Origin of the sequence: Sutterella megalosphaeroides (assembly GCF_003609995.1) — a bacterium.
GTDB classification, from domain to species: Bacteria; Pseudomonadota; Gammaproteobacteria; order Burkholderiales; family Burkholderiaceae_F; genus Sutterella; species Sutterella megalosphaeroides.
The window spans coordinates 683,509-700,949 of the sequence record NZ_AP018786.1 but is presented as its reverse complement, the minus strand read 5'-3'; the positions used below and the strand labels follow the sequence as shown (position 1 = coordinate 700,949).

9 protein-coding genes, 2 tRNA genes and 1 riboswitch are annotated in these 17,441 nt (G+C 63.5%); of the genes, 4 read left to right on the top strand and 7 right to left on the bottom strand.

Going from position 1 to position 17,441, the window contains the following annotated elements; all coding sequences use genetic code 11:
• Nucleotides 1-53 precede the first annotated feature (53 nt).
• The 3 genes from S6FBBBH3_RS03220 to S6FBBBH3_RS03210 all read left to right on the top strand — a co-directional run bounded on the left by S6FBBBH3_RS03220 (nt 54) and on the right by S6FBBBH3_RS03210 (nt 3,224).
• The gene (locus S6FBBBH3_RS03220) at nt 54-1,277 is read left to right on the top strand and encodes a DUF401 family protein (RefSeq protein WP_120176383.1); all 1,224 of its coding nucleotides are present in this window, start codon (nt 54-56) and stop codon (nt 1,275-1,277) included.
• A gap of 256 nt (nt 1,278-1,533) precedes the next feature.
• Nucleotides 1,534-2,928: a glutamate--tRNA ligase gene (gene gltX / locus S6FBBBH3_RS03215; protein ID WP_120176382.1), complete on the top strand. Its 1,395-nt coding sequence runs from the start codon at nt 1,534-1,536 to the stop codon at nt 2,926-2,928.
• A gap of 220 nt (nt 2,929-3,148) precedes the next feature.
• Nucleotides 3,149-3,224 (top strand) — tRNA-Glu (locus S6FBBBH3_RS03210).
• A 238-nt stretch (nt 3,225-3,462) separates the two neighbouring features.
• Here S6FBBBH3_RS03210 and S6FBBBH3_RS03205 read toward each other — a convergent pair.
• On the bottom strand, nt 3,463-3,702 hold the full coding sequence (locus S6FBBBH3_RS03205; RefSeq protein WP_120176381.1) for an AbrB/MazE/SpoVT family DNA-binding domain-containing protein: 240 nt from the start codon (nt 3,700-3,702) through the stop codon (nt 3,463-3,465).
• A gap of 158 nt (nt 3,703-3,860) precedes the next feature.
• A riboswitch (SAM-I-IV-variant riboswitch) is annotated at nt 3,861-3,981 on the bottom strand.
• A 151-nt stretch (nt 3,982-4,132) separates the two neighbouring features.
• Here S6FBBBH3_RS03205 and bioB point away from each other — a divergent pair.
• On the top strand, nt 4,133-5,128 hold the full coding sequence (gene bioB / locus S6FBBBH3_RS03200) for a biotin synthase BioB (RefSeq protein ID WP_170143801.1): 996 nt from the start codon (nt 4,133-4,135) through the stop codon (nt 5,126-5,128).
• A 101-nt stretch (nt 5,129-5,229) separates the two neighbouring features.
• On the opposite strand, the gene S6FBBBH3_RS03195 is transcribed toward bioB, so the two are convergent.
• The 6 genes from S6FBBBH3_RS03195 to brnQ form a co-directional block, all read right to left on the bottom strand.
• The gene (locus tag S6FBBBH3_RS03195) at nt 5,230-6,672 is read right to left on the bottom strand and encodes a DEAD/DEAH box helicase (protein ID WP_120176379.1); all 1,443 of its coding nucleotides are present in this window, start codon (nt 6,670-6,672) and stop codon (nt 5,230-5,232) included.
• Nucleotides 6,673-6,795: 123 nt separating this feature from the next.
• A tRNA-Ile gene (locus tag S6FBBBH3_RS03190) sits at nt 6,796-6,872 on the bottom strand.
• A gap of 263 nt (nt 6,873-7,135) precedes the next feature.
• Nucleotides 7,136-9,067: a sigma-70 family RNA polymerase sigma factor gene (locus tag S6FBBBH3_RS03185; protein WP_120177803.1), complete on the bottom strand. Its 1,932-nt coding sequence runs from the start codon at nt 9,065-9,067 to the stop codon at nt 7,136-7,138.
• A gap of 468 nt (nt 9,068-9,535) precedes the next feature.
• Nucleotides 9,536-12,160 carry an RNA polymerase sigma factor RpoD gene (gene rpoD, locus S6FBBBH3_RS03180; RefSeq protein WP_120177802.1) on the bottom strand — a complete coding sequence of 875 codons (2,625 nt, stop codon included), beginning with the start codon at nt 12,158-12,160 and terminating at the stop codon, nt 9,536-9,538.
• A gap of 637 nt (nt 12,161-12,797) precedes the next feature.
• A complete protein-coding gene (gene dnaG, locus S6FBBBH3_RS03175; RefSeq protein WP_120176378.1) occupies nt 12,798-15,275 on the bottom strand; it encodes a DNA primase in 2,478 nt (825 codons plus the stop codon).
• A gap of 254 nt (nt 15,276-15,529) precedes the next feature.
• The gene (gene brnQ, locus S6FBBBH3_RS03170) at nt 15,530-16,876 is read right to left on the bottom strand and encodes a branched-chain amino acid transport system II carrier protein (protein WP_120176377.1); all 1,347 of its coding nucleotides are present in this window, start codon (nt 16,874-16,876) and stop codon (nt 15,530-15,532) included.
• Nucleotides 16,877-17,441: the final 565 nt, after the last annotated feature.

Genomic DNA, 17,441 nt, shown 5'->3' with positions numbered 1-17,441 from the left:
ATTAAAAGGAAAAGGCCTGCCGCCCTTCGACCGGGCGCCGGCCGACAAGAACCATGAACATCTTTCTCATTCTCGCGCTCGCGATCCTCGTGATCGTCGTTCTTTTGCGCTTTCGAGTACCCATCGGCCCCTCGATTCTCGCCGGGGGTCTTGTGTTCTGGCTGGCCGAAGACCGCACCGTCGCGAGTCTCGTCGATGCGGCCGTCACGACCGCGACGCTCGAGAGAACGTACGACCTGCTCTTCGCTCTGTACTTCGTGATGTGCCTTGAGATTCAGCTCCGCCGCTCGGGGACCCTCAAAGGCATGGTCGCGGCGCTCAACCGGATCTTCCGCTCCACGCGCGTGACGCTCTCGGCGATGCCCGCCTTCCTCGGACTCTTGCCGAGCGTCGGGGGCGCCCGCTTTTCGGCGCCGATCGTCGATCAGGCAAGCCGCGGCGCGACGATCTCCCAGGAAAGCAAAGCGGCCATCAACTTCTGGTTCCGTCACGTCTGCGAGTTCTGCAGCCCCATCATCCCGGGCATGATTCTCGCGTGCTCGATCATCGGGATTTCCGTTTCCGCCCTCGTCGTGCACCTCGCGTGGCTCGCGGTCGCGGCCTTTGCGATCGGGTGGCTTGTGCTCATCCGACCGCTACGCTTCGAAGAAAAGAAGACGCACGAGAAAGCGACGCCCGAGTTGCGACGCCTCAACGCCCTCAACATCACGCTTGCTTTCGCGCCCGTACTCGTCAACGTCGTTCTCATGATGGCGTTCGACGTCTCGGCCGCCGTGGCGATGGGGCTCGTGGTGGCGGCCATGGTGCCCGTTCTCGCGCTTGCGCGCCGTCCCGTGGGCGTCAAAGACGTCTTCCTCGGGGCGCTCGACGTGAAGCTCATCCTGAACGTCCTTTGCATTCTCTACTTCATCGGCCTTCTCACCTCGACGGGCGTCCTCTCCGAAATCATCGACGCCTTCGTCGGTTCCGCCCTCCCCGTTCCGGTGATCGTCGGCGTGACGAGCTTCGTGATCGGGGTTTTGACCGGCATGAGCCAGGGGCACGTGGCGATCATGATGCCGATCGTGGCGGGGATCGCCCCGGGGAGTCTCGACCTTGCGGGCCTCGCACTCGTTTTCGGCGTGGCGGGCCAGATGGTGACCCCCACCCACGTGTGCCTCACGATCACGGTCGACTACTTCAAGTCGGACTTCTTCAAAACGCTCGCACCCGTCGTGGTGATGGAAGTCCTCGTGCTGGCGGTCTTCTCGGCCTGGTACGCGTTGACGGCCGCTTGATGCCTTCAAGCCCTCGGTGAAAGCCTTCAAAACGGGGAGTGCACTGCAGTGCGCTCCCCGTTTTGCTTCCCGTCGCCTCGAGCGGCATCCGCGGCGAAGGTCCGACGGCGAGTGCTAAAATTTGCCTTTTGCGACGCCCGGTCCGCCGCGCCCATCGAGGCGCATGCCGAGAACCGGCGATCGGCATGCGTTCACCAACCGAGGAGCGGCGCTCCTCCCGCGTACGACTGCGCGGCTCTTTACGCCGAAAAATTCCATGAAAGAAATTCGCACCCGCATCGCTCCGAGCCCCACGGGCATGATGCATCTCGGTACGGCCCGTACGGCCATCTACTGCTGGGCCGTGGCCCGCCACTTCGGCGGCAAGTTCCTCCTTCGCATCGAAGACACGGACCAGGTCCGCTCGACGAAGGAAGCCGTTCAGGTCATTCTCGACGGCATGAAGTGGCTCAACCTCGACTACGACGAAGGCCCCATCTATCAGATGGACCGTCTCGAACGCTACAAGGAAGTGGTCGATCAGATGCTCGCCGACGGTCGCGCCTACTACTGCTATGCGACGCCCGAAGAGCTCGACGCGATGCGCGAAGACCAGAAGGCCCGCGGGCTGAAGCCGCGCTACGACGGCCGCTGGCGTCCCGAAAACTGCGTCGGCAAGCCCATCCCCGAGGGCGTCCAGCCCGTGATTCGCTTCCGCAATCCGGACGAGGGCGCCGTCACGTGGAACGACGCGGTCTACGGCCCGATCACGGTCGCCAACAGCGAGCTCGACGACCTCATCATCATGCGCAACGGCATCCCCACCTACAACTTCGCCGTCGTCGTCGACGACTGGGACATGAAGGTGAGCCACGTCATTCGCGGTGCCGACCACATCAACAACACGCCCCGTCAGATCAACATCTACAACGCGCTCGGCGCCGAAGTGCCGGTCTTCGCGCACCTGCCGCTCATCTGCGGTCAGGACGGCCAGAAGCTCTCGAAGCGTCACGGCACGGTGTCGGTGCTCGAATACGAACGTCAGGGCTACCTCCCCGAAGCCATCTTCAACTACCTCGCCCGTCTCGGCTGGGGCCACGGCAACATGGAGAAGTTCTCCCGCGACGAACTCGCCCAAGTGTTCGAACTCGCCGACTGCTCGCGTGCCGCCGCCCGCATCGACTGGAAGAAGCTCGAGTGGCTCAACCAGCAGTACATGAAGGAAGCCGACGACGCGCGCCTCGCCGAACTCGCCGCTCCCCGCATCGAAGCCCGCGGCGGCAAGGTGGAAGGCGGCCCCTGCCTCAAGGCGGTGTGCGGTCTTCTGAAGTCCCGCTCGGCCACGCTCGAAAAGCTCGCCGACGCCGCGCTCTTCTTCTACGTCGAACCGAAGGTCGATCCGGAAACCGCTCAAGCCGCGCTTGAGAACGGCGGTCGCGAAGCCCTGAAGCTCTTCGGCGAAAAGCTCGAAGCCTTGGCCGACATGACCCCCGAAAACGTCTATCACTGCATCCAGGCCGTGATGGAAGAACAGGGTATCTCGATGAAGGTGCTCGCCACGCCGCTTCGCGTCGTCGTTTGCGCCGCGGACCGCACGCCCCAAATCGACGTGACGCTCTGCCTGATCGGCAAAGAGAACGTCCTCAACCGCATCAAGGCCGCGCTCGCCTGATCCCGGAAGCGTTCGATCCCAAGAGGTTGATCCCTCTCCAAGCCCGCCCGAGTCCGCTCGGGCGGGCTTTTTATTTCCGCGTTTTTGCGCCTTCGGTTCGGCGTTTTTCAAACTTCGGTTCGGAATGCCCGACCTTTTGCTTTGGCTCAAAGGTTCGCACGGTCGCCGTGCGCCGCCTGCGAGAGTGCGGGCGTAGAATTTTCTTCTCTGCTTCATGAACGTCCCTATCGTCTAGAGGCCTAGGACAGCAGCCCCTCACGCTGCGAACATGGGTTCGACTCCCATTGGGGACGCCAATCGACATCGAACAGCATCGAACGACTCCGAACGCCCCGCTCGGCGGCCGCTTGCGGCCCGGCGGGTTTTTTGTTGCCCGAAAAACGGAAAATGCCGGGCGCACTCTTTTCGCGCGACGAAAAAAGGCTCCCGACGCACGCAGGCATCGAGAGCCGAATGTTTTTCCCTGAACCCGACGGCAAAAGAGACCGAAAACCGATCGGGCCGCACCGCACTTTCGAGCGGTATGGCGCGGAATCAGGCGGCGAGCGTCGCCGCGAAATTCACGCGCGGGGTGTTCAACTGGCGGCGAAGGCGCGAGCGGGGGCCGGGGCCCGTTTCACGCTTCGGCGCCACGGGCTGCGCCTTGCGCACGACGACGCTGCCGTCGGGCGCCACCGCGAATTCCACGCAGGAATTGCCTTCGCGCAGGCCGAGCAATTCGCGAATGTCCTTGGGGATCGTAACCTGCCCCTTGATCGTCAGACGATGCACCATAGTGTGTCACTCCTCTTTAGCCGACTTCGACACCGTGTCGGGCGCGGCAATCCGGAAACAAATCCGCCCCGGGGCCCGAGGCCCCTCACAAACCGATTTCCAACCGGGAGGTACGAAAAAACCTCCCGCATACAACGACTGCGAGAGGTTCACACTGGGTGTACCCGAACAATTGTCGGCTTCCGCGAAACCGACCACATTTGCCCGTAGGAGCGACCACCTTGCCCGGGTAAGGCAGGTTGGCGTGAGGGAGAGGACCCTCAACTCGCAATGTCGTAAGGGAAATTTTCTTACGGGAAACGGATTTTTTCAAGGCGACCGACCGACGGATCCCCCAAACGCGCTACGCGGGATCGCTTAAGGCATGTCGGAAGGCGCACGCTTCCGCTATGCTTCCTTTTTCCCGATAAACACACAACGGACGATCGATATGGCGGTTCTCGAGGAACTTTTGCAACGCGCCCTCGCGGGCGGTTTGACGCGCGAGGAGGCGCTTGCCGCCGCTCGCCTTCCCGCGGCGGACCTTTTCGACACGGCGGCCGAGGTGACGAAACGGTGCGCAAGCCGCACCTTCAACCTCTGCGGCATCGTGAACGCGAAGTCGGGTCGCTGCGGCGAAAACTGCCGCTGGTGCGCCCAGTCCCGGCACTGGTCGACGAACTGCGTCGTGCACGATTTTCTTCCCGCGGAAACGATTCTCGAAGCCGCGCGCCGCGCCGAGCGCGAGGGCTTGACGCGCTTTTCGCTTGTGACGAGCGGCCGCAAACCCTCCGCCCGGGAACTGCGCTCGATCGTCGAGGCAGTGCGCGCCCTGAAGACGCACACGAACCTCGAAGTGTGCGTTTCGCTCGGGCTTTTGCGCCCCGACGAACTTCGCATCCTCAAAGAGGCCGGCGTCGAGCGCATCCACTGCAACCTCGAAAGCTCGGCGGGGTACTTTCCCTCCGTCTGCACGAGCCACACGCCGGAAGACAAAAAAGCCGTGCTGCGCGCCGCGCGCGAGGCGGGTCTGGAGGTCTGTTCGGGCGGGATCATCGGCATGGGCGAAACGCTCGAAGACCGGATCGACCTCGCGATCGAACTCCGAGACCTCGATGTCCCGTCGATTCCCATCAACGTGCTCGTTCCGATCGGAGGAACGCCGCTTGAAGGGAGCCGGCCGCTCGCATCCGAAGAAATCCTTCGTACGATGGCCCTCTTTCGCTTGATTCATCCGCAGGCGGCGCTTCGCTTTGCGGGCGGTCGACTGTCGCTTTCGCCCGAAACCGTGCGCGAGGCGCTTCGCATCGGGATCAACGCGGCGATTTCCGGGGACATGCTCACGACGGCGGGAGCCGCCCCGGCCGAAGACCGAAAGCTCGCGCTCGAAGCGGGCTACGCGCTTGAAGTTGAGGTTGAAGGCGACACGAACGCCTCGCGCGCCTGACCGCCGAAAGCCGGAAGGCCGAACGCAAAACGCCCCGCGGAGCCGTCGTGCTGCGCGGGGCGTTGTTTTGGTTTCGGTCGGAGCCAAAATCTCAGCGGTTCTCAGCGGTTCGCATCCGTCTTCGCGTTCGATCGCGCGAAGCGGAAGCCCCCGAGAAGCGCCGCCACGGGGCGCTTCTTCGTTTCGCGGCGTTCGAAGTACGCGGGCGTTTCCTCGCGGGGCTTCGAAGCGGCGTGTTCGAGGTAGGGCATGTCGAAAATCGGATCGCGCTGACGCTGCGAGGGCGGCACGTACGCGCGGGCGCGTTCGCGGGCGAGACGTTCGTCTTCGGGCGTATCGACGCGGTCGGCGCCGGTCGGGGCGCGACGCTGGGCGTTGCGGCGACGGGGCTGGGGCGTGAGCGGCACGGGAGCAAAGGTCTGCTTCGTGAGCTTTTCGATCGCTTCGACGAGACGCGCATCCGCGGGAGTGGCGAGCATCGTCGCCACGCCCTTCGCACCCGCACGACCCGTGCGGCCGATGCGGTGCACGTAGTCTTCGGCGCAATAGGGAACGTCGTAATTGATGACGTAGGGGAGCTCTTTGATATCGAGCCCTCGGGCCGCAACGTCGGTCGCGACGAGCACGTGGATCGCGCCCGACTTGAAGCCTTCGAGCGCCACCAGACGCTCTTCCTGCGTCTTGTCGCCGTGGATGGAGTCGGCATTGATGCCGACGCGCTCGAGCGTGCGCGCAAGGCGGCGGCAGGTGATCTTCGCGTTCACGAAGACGATCGCCTGCGTGAGCGGCGTCCCTTCGGGACCGCGCGTCTTGAGGATGTCGATCAGGACGTCCGTCTTGTCGCGTTCCGTCACCGAGAAGACTTCCTGCGTCACGGTTTCGGCCGTCTGGTTCTGACGGGCGACTTCGATCAGCGCGGGATCGGGCTTCAGGAACTGCTTCGCGAGCTTCTTGATTTCGGGCGAGAAGGTCGCCGAGAACATGAGGCTCTGGCGCGAAGCGGGCAACAGCTGCAGGATGCGGGAGATGTCGGGGAGGAACCCCATGTCGAGCATGCGGTCCGCTTCGTCAAGCACCACCACTTCGACCTGCGAGAGGTTGACGGAGCGCTGCGCGACGTGGTCGAGCAGGCGGCCGGGGGTGGCGGTAAGAACTTCAACGCCGCGGCGCAGCATGTCGGCCTGCGGGCGGATGTCGACCCCACCGTAGACCACGCCCACGCGAAGCGGCGTGTCTTTGGCGTAGGCTTCGAGATTGGTCGAGACCTGGTCCGCGAGTTCGCGCGTCGGCGCGAGAATCAGCGCGCGCACCGGGTGACGGGCGGGCGAAGCCGAGGTGTTGGCCTTGGGCAGAATGCGTCCGAGAAGCGGCAGACCGTAACCGGCCGTCTTCCCCGTGCCGGTCTGAGCGGCCCCCATCACGTCGCCGCCCTTCAAAACCACGGGAATCGCCTTTTCCTGAATGGGCGTGGGCGTTTCGTAACCCATGCGGGCGATGGCGGAAAGAATGCGGGGATCGAGACCGAATTGATCGAAGGAAGACATTCTGACTTTGAAATCCGAGGTGGGGCGGCCGATGCCGTAACAGGAGACGACCGCACTGCCGGTCGCGCAGGTGTCGTAAGGGCGCCCCGCCGGCGGGACACGCACCGTGCGTGAAGAGGAGCGTGGTGGGCCCGCTGGGACTTGAACCCAGGATCGACGGATTATGAGTCCGTTGCCTTAACCGACTTGGCTACAGGCCCGCCTTTGGAAAGAGGTGCATTGTACCCGAGATCGGCGCGCGCGCGTGCGGCATTGCGCTCGTATTCCTCGATTTTAAGTGCGACCGAGGAGGAATCGCCGTTTCGGGACGGATTTTCGTGCGTTGCCCTTGCGAAAAAGAAAGAAAAGGCCCGAGGCGTTGCGTGCGAAACGAAACGCGTTCGGGCCTCGGAGGCTCCCCAAAGATTCGACCGAATCCGGCGGGAGGCGCCGAAGGAGCCCCGTTTTCGGGGCCCCGTCGGGTTTAGTGGATGTAGTCGCGCAGACGATCGGCGTTTTCCGGCTGACGGAGTTTGCGCACCGCGGCCGCTTCGATCTGACGCACGCGCTCGCGCGTGAGGCCGAGCGCGCGGCCCACTTCTTCGAGCGTGTGGTCCTGGTTCGTGCCGATGCCGTAACGGAGACGCAGCACCTGAGCTTCGCGGGGCGTGAGTTCGTCGAGCGAACGCTTCACGCTTTCGATCATGGAGCGGTCCTGGAAGGCGATGCCCGGATCGTCGTGCTCGTCGCCGCGCACGAAGTCGAGCTTCGTCGCGTCTTCGTCGTCGCCGATCGGCGCGTCGATCGACTCGATGCCGCGCATGGCCTGCATGAGGAGCTCGACCTTGGAGAGCGGCAGATCGGCGAGATCGGCGAGTTCCTGTTCGGTCGGCTGACGACCGTTTTGCTGCAGGAACTTCTGACGATGGCGTCGCAGCTTGTTGTAGGACTCCGTCATGTGCACCGGGATGCGGATCGTGTTGCCGAAATCGGCCACGGCACGCGTCACGGACTGACGGACCCACCAGGTCGCGTAGGTCGAGAACTTGTAGCCGCGGCGGTATTCGAACTTGTCGACCGCCTTCATAAGGCCGATGTTCCCTTCCTGAATGAGGTCGGTGATCGCCATGCCGCGGTTGACGTAACCCTTCGCGATCGAGATGACGAGACGCAGGTTCGCTTCGATCATCTTGGCCTTCGCCTGCATGAGGTTCGTCTGCGCGAGACGGATCGCACGCGCGAGGTCGCGCTGTTCGGAAAGCGACATGCGGCCCGTGCGTTCGAGTTCGGCCAACTTCGCCTGCTCTTCGAGGATCACGGGGAGGTTGCGCTGCAGAGCCTGCGCCCAGACCGTGTCGGCTTCGGCGAGCATCGTGAAGAGCTTCGGATTGGTGACGTTGCCCTTCAGGAGTTCGATCGCATCCTTTTGCGGCATGCGGCAGCGTTCGACGAGCACCTGGCGCATGCGCTTCAAGGCGTCGTTGATCGCACCGACGTGCGCGTTGATGTGGTCGGACACCTGCGTGACGAGCTTCACGGAGAAGCGCACCGGGGCGAGTTCCTTCACCATCGCGTCAAGCGCGGCGCGGTACTCGGCCTCGCGGCTCGCATCGCCCCAGGTTTCGTTCACGATGTCGAGGAAGAGGCGGCAGCGCTCGAACATTTCGAGCACGCGCTCGCGCATCGCCGTCAGCTGATCGGCCGTCATGGCCGCCGCACCGATGTCGGTCGTGATGTCGTCGGTTTCCTCGACCGTTTCTTCCACGCCTTCAAGCGCGGCCGCGTCCGTGAAGCCGTCGACCACCGTGTCGACCGCCGTGTCTTCGTCCTTCAGAACTTCGCCGAGGCGCAGAATTTCTTCAACGGCCATCGGGAACTGAACGATCGTCGTCACGAGCTTCGCGGTGAACTGTTCGATCGACTTGGCGACTTCGATTTCGCCCTGACGCGTAAGGAGCTTGTGCGAGCCCACGCCGCGCAGGTAGGCGCGCAGCGGGTCCTTCGAGAGACCGGCGGACTCTTCGGGCGTGAGCATCACGGCCGCGTCGTCTTCGTCGATGTCTTCGTTCTCACCCATCATCCCGTTGATGAGGATGTCGTCCTCGTCGGGCGCCTGTTCGAAAACCTGAACGCCGAGGCGACCCAACTGTTCGGTCACTTCCTGGAGGTTTTCGGACGTACGGAGCGCACTTTCGGGAAGGTAGTCGTTGACGTCGGCGAGCGTCACCCAGCCGCGGGAGCGGCCGAGACGCACGAGGGCGCCGTAACCGTTGCGCGAAGCCGTGCCTTCGTCGACCGCGTTGACCGCACGGCCCGACTGCCACGCATCGACTTCGGCAGACTCCGCCGCATCGGACGTCATTTCGTCGTCAATCAGCTCTTCATCGGCAAAGTCGTCCTGGCGTTTCTTCTTCATGCGCATAAATTAAATCAAAATTGAAGAGCGCCCTCCTCCCTGCCGCTGGCGTCGCTGCGGACGTCCGGTATCCGGGGAGTGAAGACGGCTCGTATGGGTTAAACCGAAGAACTTCCCTTTCTGCAACGCGCTCCTTCGGGGAGTTCGGAAATTCTCCGGGTGGTGTGTGCTTTCTCTTTCGCTTCGGCGAGCCGCGCGTGTCGGAGGCATCCCCCGTAGCCGCGTCCGGAATTCATGCGGGACTGCGGCGCTTAATGAGGCGGCTTCGTGCGGTCGGCCATGGGATAAAACCCTCGGACCGCGGCGAAAAAAGGGTCTCAGGATACACCGATCGAGCGCCTTTTTCAAGCCGAAAAGGGACTTTGCCCCGGGGAAAATCAAAGAAAAACCGCACGCAAAAAGCCCCGGGGCCGCACGGGGCGGCGCTCGGGGCTCTGAGGGACTCAGCGATCGGGGTCGCAAGGACGATCAGTCCTTGCCGTCCCCTTCGATGAAGCTTCGGAGTTTGTCGGCGCGCGACGGATGGCGGAGCTTGCGAAGCGCCTTCGTTTCGATCTGGCGGATGCGTTCGCGCGTCACGTCGAATTGCTTCCCGACCTCTTCGAGCGTGTGGTCGGACTGCATTTCGATCCCGAAGCGCATGCGGAGCACCTTCGCTTCGCGCGGCGACAGGCTGTCGAGCACCTGACGCACCGTTTCCGAGAGGCTCGAATTCTGGATCGCTTCCGAGGGCGCGAGCGTCTGCGTGTCTTCCAGGAAGTCGCCGAGATGCGAATCGTCGTCGTCGCCGATCGGCGTTTCCATCGAAATCGGCTCCTTGGCGATCTTCATGATCTTGAGGATCTTGTCTTCGGGCATCTCCATGAGTTCCGCGAGCTTGCGGGAATCGGGTTCGACCCCGGTTTCCTGCAGCACCTGACGGGTGATGCGGTTCATGCGGTTGATCGTTTCGATCATGTGCACGGGGATGCGGATCGTGCGCGCCTGATCGGCAATCGAGCGCGTGATCGCCTGACGGATCCACCAGGTCGCATAGGTCGAGAACTTGTAGCCGCGGCGGTATTCGAACTTGTCGACCGCCTTCATGAGACCGACGTTCCCTTCCTGGATGAGGTCGAGGAACTGAAGGCCGCGGTTCGTGTACTTCTTCGCAATCGAGATGACAAGACGCAGATTCGCTTCCGTCATTTCGCGCTTGGCGTTGCGGGCCTTGGCTTCGCCGGTGGCCATCTGCTTGTAGACGTCGAGCAATTCCGCAATCGACATGTAGGCCGAGGCGCTCAGGTCGCGCAGCTTCACCTGTTCTTCTTCGATCAGGGCGCGGCGGCGCAGAATCGTGTCGCGCTTCGCGGGGAAGTGCGCGGCCACGTCGTCGACCCAGCCGAGGCGCGTCGCGTTCGGCATGAATTCGGCGAGGAACCAGTCGCGGTTGATGCCCGTGCGGCGCACGAGTTCGTCGTAGACCGCGCGTTCGCTCGCACGCAGGTCGTTCACGGTCGAGCGCAGGCGCTCGCAGAGTCGGTCGGCGGTCTTCGCCGTGAAGCGAAGACCCATGAGTTCATGCTGGATTTCGTCCTTCAGCGGTTCGAGTTCCGGAGCGCCCGCACCCTTCGTCGTGAAGATCGTCTTCAGTTCGTCGAACTTCGCGCGCACGCGATCGAAGACTTCGAGGGACTTGAGCTTCAGCTCTTCGAGCTGCCCCACCGTCATGGCGGAGGCGCCCATGTCCGTTTCGTCTTCGGCGTGCCCGACGGGGCTCGTCGTATCTTCGGGCGTCACGATGCCGTCGACCACGTCGTCGATCGCCATCGAGCCTTCGCGGATCGAGTCGGCGTTCTTGAGGACCTCTTCGATCGTCACCGGGCAGCGGGCGATGGCGAGCACCATGTGCTTCAAGCCGTCTTCGATACGCTTGCTGATTTCGATTTCGCCTTCGCGCGAGAGGAGTTCGACGGAGCCCATTTCGCGCATGTAGATGCGCACGGGGTCGGTCGTGCGACCGAACTCGCTGTCGACCGTCGAGAGCGCGGCTTCCGCTTCCGCTTCCGCGTCTTCGTCGCTCACGGGACCGGCCGAGCCGCCCTGCAGCAGGAGCTGGTCCTCGTCGGGCGCCACTTCGTGCACGGCGATGTTGAGGTTCGAGAGGATGCTGACGATCGTCTCGATCGCATCGTCGTCGATGAGGCTGTTGGGAATGTTGTCGTTGATTTCGCTGTACGTGACGTAGCCGCGCTCTTTGCCCATGCAGATGAGCTTGAAGAGGCGCGAGCGGCGGTCTTCGCGCGAATCGCCTTCGTCGACGGCGTAGCCGTGCTCGATCGCGTCGCGAATCGCCTTTTCGCGCGCGGCCTTCGAGCGGCGGCGGGGCTTCGCAGCGGGTGCGGCGGGCGAGGCGTCGCCCTCATCCACCTCTTCAACGTCTTCGACGTCGCCGGCTTCGTCGGGAATCGTCTCGTCGGGAAGATCGTCCATTTCGTCGGCTTCGTCGTCGATCACGTCCGCAAAGTCGACGTCGCCCTCGAACATGTCCAGGTCGTCCTCGTCGTCCCCCTCCTTCGCTTTCTTGCGGGAGGAGGTGCGCTTGGGCTTATTCGCTTTCGCCGCGGTCTTTTCGGCCTTTTCGGCGGTCTTGCGCGCGCGGGGCTTGCGCTTTGCGGGAGCCTTCGCGGGAACGGGCTCTTCCGAGGCGTCCGCAGCATCTTTCGCTTCGGCCTTTTCCGTCGTTTCGGCGCTTTCCGCCTTTTCCGCGGACGCTTCCGTCTTCTTCGCACGGGTGCGACGGGGCTTCTTCGCGGGAGCGGCTTCGGTCTTCTCGGTCGCTTCCGCAGCCGCGGGCGCTTCCGTCGCCTCAACGGCTTCAACGGGTTCGACCGCCTCGGCCTTCTCGGCGCTCTTGGCGGTCTTCTTCGTACGCTTCGTCGTACTCGCACTCTTACGCTTCGCGGGCTTTTCGACCGGCGCGGCCGCTTCGGCCGAAACTTCGGTCGATGCGCTCGATTCGGTCTTTTCCGAGGCGTCCGCACCGGTCACCGCTTCCGCGGCGACTTCGGCAGCCGCTTTCTTCGCATGCGTACGGCGCGCGGGCTTTTTCACGCTTTCGGGAGCGGGCTCCTCGACGGCGGTCGTCGTGTCGGCCGCGGCTTCGACCGCCCCTTCGGGCGCGACCGCTTCGGCGGTCTCGCTCTTGGCAGCCTTACGGCGGCGCGGCTTCGAGGCCGGCACGTTCACCGCCTCGATGGAAATGGTGAGGCCGCCCGTTCCGATCGTCGCCTTTGCGGACTTTCTCGTCCGCTTGGGCGTCGAAACCTCGGCCTGCGCGACGGACTTTTCTTCAACCTTCTTTTCCGTCGCCTTCTTCGAACCCGCCATACAGCTCTCCCACTAAAGCGTTCCCCGAGGAGAAACGGTCTTCCCCGGAGCCGGCGGCACGACGAACTCGGTCATCGCTCGCGCCGCCCGTCATCCCCTTGCGGGGCCCGCACCGTACGTCAAAACGCAAAGCACGGGAGCCCACCGGTAGTTGCAACACCGGCGAAGGCGAAGGGCATGTCGGTCGGCGACCAGGGGAGACCCTGAAACCGGCCGAATTCGGTCGTCTCCGCATTCGGCACGCAAATGGGGATATTTTGAAATTTTGCCACGCATACTGCTTTTCTGCCCCGAGCGCTTCGGTAAAACCCCTATGAGTTTCAAGAGAATGGCGCGGCAATTATGTAAGTTTTTGTAAATTTTAAGGCTTGGGAGCTTGCGGCGGCAAATCGATCCCGAAATCGAGGTCGTCGTCGTTCGGCGTTTCCTCGTCGAACACCCACTCGCCCTCGTCCTCGGGAGGCGGGGGAGCGGCCATGTGCGCGGGCGCCTCGGGCACGGGATCCTCCGAGAAATCGTCCGGGATCTCCGGACCGCTTGCAGGAAGCGCGGCGAGAGCCTCGAAGCCGTCGGCGGTGTTCGCATAATTTGCGTCGAAAGCGGGCGCATCCGTCGCGGGACGGTTCAACGCCGCGCGCTCCCGCTTCGAGCGCTCAAGGAGACGCGCGACCTCGGAGCGGTCCGCGGCACGGTCGGGAGCCGGGGCGGACGACGAAGCCGGGGCGTTCGAGGGGCTCCCCGTCGCATCGTTCGAACGAGCGGAATCGGGAACCGCGTGCGCCCGCACGCTCGGCGTGCTCGACGTGCTCTCTCCGCCCCCGAAGAGGTGGAGTTGCAGTTCGCGCACCTTCGGGTTGTCGGAGAGGACCCGTTCCTTCGACGCGCGCGAGCCGCCCGAAGTGCTCGCGGCAAAACTCGTTTCCTGCCGACGGCGGTAGCGCGCTTCCTCTTCGCGCACGAGTCGGATCGTCTCTTCGACCTCGGTGCGGCGCGCCATCAGGCGGCGCATCTGATCGAAGTCGGGACGCTCCGAGCGACCGAGGTCCATGAGGCGCATTTTGGTACGCTCAAGCTCCAGGTCGAGGAACGACCGCTTCAATTCGAGGCGCGCCCCTTCTTCGGGAGTCTCGAGAACGAGTTCTTCCGAAAGGAGCGTCTCGTACGCTTCGCGCTCGGGCGACTCGGCGAGGGCCTGCAAAAGCGTCGCCGCACGCACCGCGTGCCCGTCGCTCTCGTTTTCGGCCTGCGCCGCCGCACGCCACACTTCGAGAATGCGGGCTGCCGCGGGGTGGGTGCTCGAGACGAATTCGTCTTCGATCGCGCTCGAAAATTCCGTGAGAAGGTTAGGGTACGCAAGGAAGCACTGCAGCATCCGATCGCGCACGTCTTTGACGGGCACGTACGCTTCCGGGACGAACCGCTCGTAAGGGTTGCGCGCGTAGCCGTAGCGACCCGGGCTCCTTGCGCCCGCGCGCACGTCGTACCCGTAGCCGTAACCCGGGCGCGAGCGCACCGGACGGTAGGCGTCCCCCGTCTCACGGCGCGGCGTGGGGCTCGATGCGAGCCCGTACTGACGTTCGACATCCTCGGGCTGCAAGCGCGCCATCGCGGCGATTTCTTTGACGAGCGCAAGGCGCAAAACGGGAGCGGCCTGCATCGAAAGGATCCAGGGCTTCGCTTCGGCGACGAGCTTCGCGCGCTCTTCGGCGTACATGAGTTCCTTCCCCTCGAGAAGGAGCTTTTTCATGAAGGCGCTGAGCGTAAGCGCGTTCTCAAGCTCGCGCTCGTACGCTTCGGGACCCTTCGCCTTGATGAGGCTGTCGGGGTCGTGTTCGGGCGGCAGAAGCACGAAGCACGCCTGCTGCGTGTCGGTGAGAACCGGCAACGCCGCCTCGAGCGCGCGGCGCGCGGCCTTGCGCCCCGCCCCGTCCCCGTCGAAGGAGAAGTAAACGCGGTCGGTAAGCTTGAAGAGACGCTTCACGTGCTCGGGCGTGATCGACGTGCCGAGCGCCGCAACGGACTCGGGGAAGCCCGCCTGCGAGAGCTGGATCACGTCCATGTAACCTTCGCAGACGATGGCGCGCCCCTTTTCGTGCACGGCGTCGCGCCCTTCGAAGAGGCCGTAAAGCTCCGACCCCTTGTGGTAGATCGGGGTTTCGGGGCTGTTGAGGTACTTGGGCTGCTCGTCGCCCTTCAGGGTGCGTGCGCCGAACCCGATCACCTGCCCCTTGGGGTTTAGGATCGGGAACATGAGGCGGTCGCGGAAGGCGTCGTAGCGGCGACCGTTTTTCTCGTTGACGAGACCCGCCTCCAGAAGCGCCGGCGCCGAGTACTTCTCTTTGAAGACCTCTTCGAGCGCGTGCCAGCCTTCGGGCGAATAGCCGAGCCCGAAACGCGCGGCCGTTTCGCCCGAAATCGCGCGGGCGCGCAGGTATTCGACCGCCTTGGGCGTCGCGCGCAGCTGCGCCGTATAGTAGTCGGCCGCCTCCTTCATGAAGTCCGCCAGAGTCTTCGACTTTTCGCGGGCGGCCTGCGCCCGCGGCGACGTGTCCTTCGGAACTTCAAGCCCGTAGTAGCCCGCGAGCTTTTCCACCGCCTCCGGGAAGGAGAGGTGTTCGATCTCCATCACGAAGCCGATCGCGTTGCCGCCCTTGCCGCAGCCGAAGCACTTGTAGAACTGCTTCGTGGGGCTTACCGAGAAGGAAGGCGTCTTTTCCTTGTGGAAAGGACAGCAACACATGTAGTTGCGCCCCGCCTTCTTGAGCGGCACGTACCGACTCACCACGTCGACGATGTCGGCGCGGTCGAGCAGATTCGTAATAAAGCCCTCGGGGATCATGGCGGGTGCGAAACGGACGGAGGTGGAAGGTATGGAAAACCGGGTATTGTAGCGGAGAGGCCCGGAGCGCCCTTAAATTTTCGCGCAGTCCGAATACAAAAAACCGTCGGTCGAACCGCTTCGCCGCAAAACTTTTGCGGGAGCGATTCGTACCGACGGTTGCGGGAAGCGGCGGTTCAAAGAGCGGCGGGGGCGGGCTCGTTCGGAGCCGAACTGAGGGCGCCTGCCGGGCGCCCCCGTCGCGTGTCTTCGAATCAGGCCGCCTGTTCGACGAGTTCCTTTTCGGGGACGACCGCCTTCCAGATAAGGCCCACAACGAAGCCCGTCACCGAGAAGCTGATCCAGCCGAGGCCGTAGGAGTGAAGCGGCAGGTAGGTCTTCAGCACTTCTTCGAGAGCCGCCATCGGCACGCCCGCGGTTTCAAGACCGTTGACGAGCGCCATCAGGAAGGTAAAGCCCATCGTCCAGGCATAGACGCACTGACGGCCGCCGAAAAGCTTGTCGAGGAAGATGAGGCCCATGAGCGCGACGCAAAGCGGATAGATGAACATCAGCACCGGGATCGTCGAGACGATGATCGTCTTCAAGCCGAAGAGACCGATCAGGTACGAGACGACCGTGAAGAGCACCACCCAGGTCGAATAGGCGAGCTTGCCCGTGAGGCGCAGGAAGAAGGCGGCGCAGCAGGTGAGGAGGCCCACGGCCGTCGTCACGCAGGCAAGGAGCACCATCGCGGCGAGGAGGTAGGCGCCGAACGTGCCGAAGAAAATCTTCGCGCTTTCGGCGAGCACCGGGGCGCCCGTTTCCTGCATGCCGATCGCGGCCACGCTTTCCGCACCGATCTTGGCGATGAAGACGTAGACCACAGCGAGGAGACCGCCCGCGAGCACGCCCGCCTTCGTCACCTGTTCCGTCACGGCCTTCGCATCGTGCACGCCGTTTTCACGCACGCAGTTGACAACGAGGGTCGAGAAGACGAGAGCGGCAATGGCGTCGAGCGTGTTGTAGCCGTCGAGCACGCCCTGAACGGCGGCGGCAAAGGGAGCCGTGTAGGCGCCCGTGGCGGCCTGGAAGTCGCCCATCGGCGCGACGAACGACATCACGATCATCGCGAGGATCGTCACGAGAAGCGCGGGCGTCAGGAATTTGCCGATGCGGTCGACGAGCTTCGAGGGCGAAGCGGCGAGCCACCCCGAGAAGCCGAGGAAGACCGCAAGAAAGATCGGCAACGCCATCGCGGAGGGTTCCGCACCAAGGAAGGGACGCAGCGCGATTTCAAAGGACACCGTGCCCGTACGGGGGATGGCGAAGCAGGGACCGATCGCCATGTAGCTCAACACCGTATAAAAGAGCCCGTACCAGGGATGAACGCGGCTCGCGACCTGACGCAGGTCGTGGCAGCCCGAGTACGCCACCGCAATAATGCCGAGCAACGGCAGACCGACACCGGTCACGCAGAAGCCGAGAACGGCCCACCAGACGTTTTCACCGGCGGCCTGACCCATGGCCGCGGGGAAAATCAGGTTGCCGGCCCCGAAAAAGAGAGCGAAGAGCATCGAACCGATGGCGATGAATCGTGTGCGGTTGGCAGTATCCGACATGAGAGAGGTTCCTGAGGTTGTTGTCGTGAGGAACGGGGGAATTCCTTGAGGAGGCCTTCCGAAGCCGAGGGCCGAAACACATCCTTCGGGATGCGTCGGTCCTTTGCAATGCGGAGAGCAATGTACCCATTGTGCTTTGCATTAGCGTTGGAGATGTAAGCAGTTTTCCTAAGAAAACATAGCGTTGCATCATCCGATTCCAAGTTAATGCGTTTTTGCATTCTTGCAGTATCGCAGATTTTGCAAGAAAAAGCCTTCGATAAAGTCCTTATTTTTCGCCCCGTCCCGCGCCCGTAGACCGCGGGAATGAGCACCCTTCGGGCGCAAAAAAGCCGCCCGGAAACCCGAGCGGCTCGTTTGCGATTTCGTGCCTTTTGCAGGAGCCCCGCTTTTGCAAAACGGCGCTTTTCGCACGGCGCGCACGTCGTGCGGAAGAACTTCCGGGCAGGATTTCCGGAAGCATTCGGATAGGTCGGAAGGATTTCGGAGGCGAGGCGACGGGGTCCGACGGATTTTCGGGACCCCGAAAAAGTTTTCGCCCGAAGATTTCTCTTCGGGCGAAACC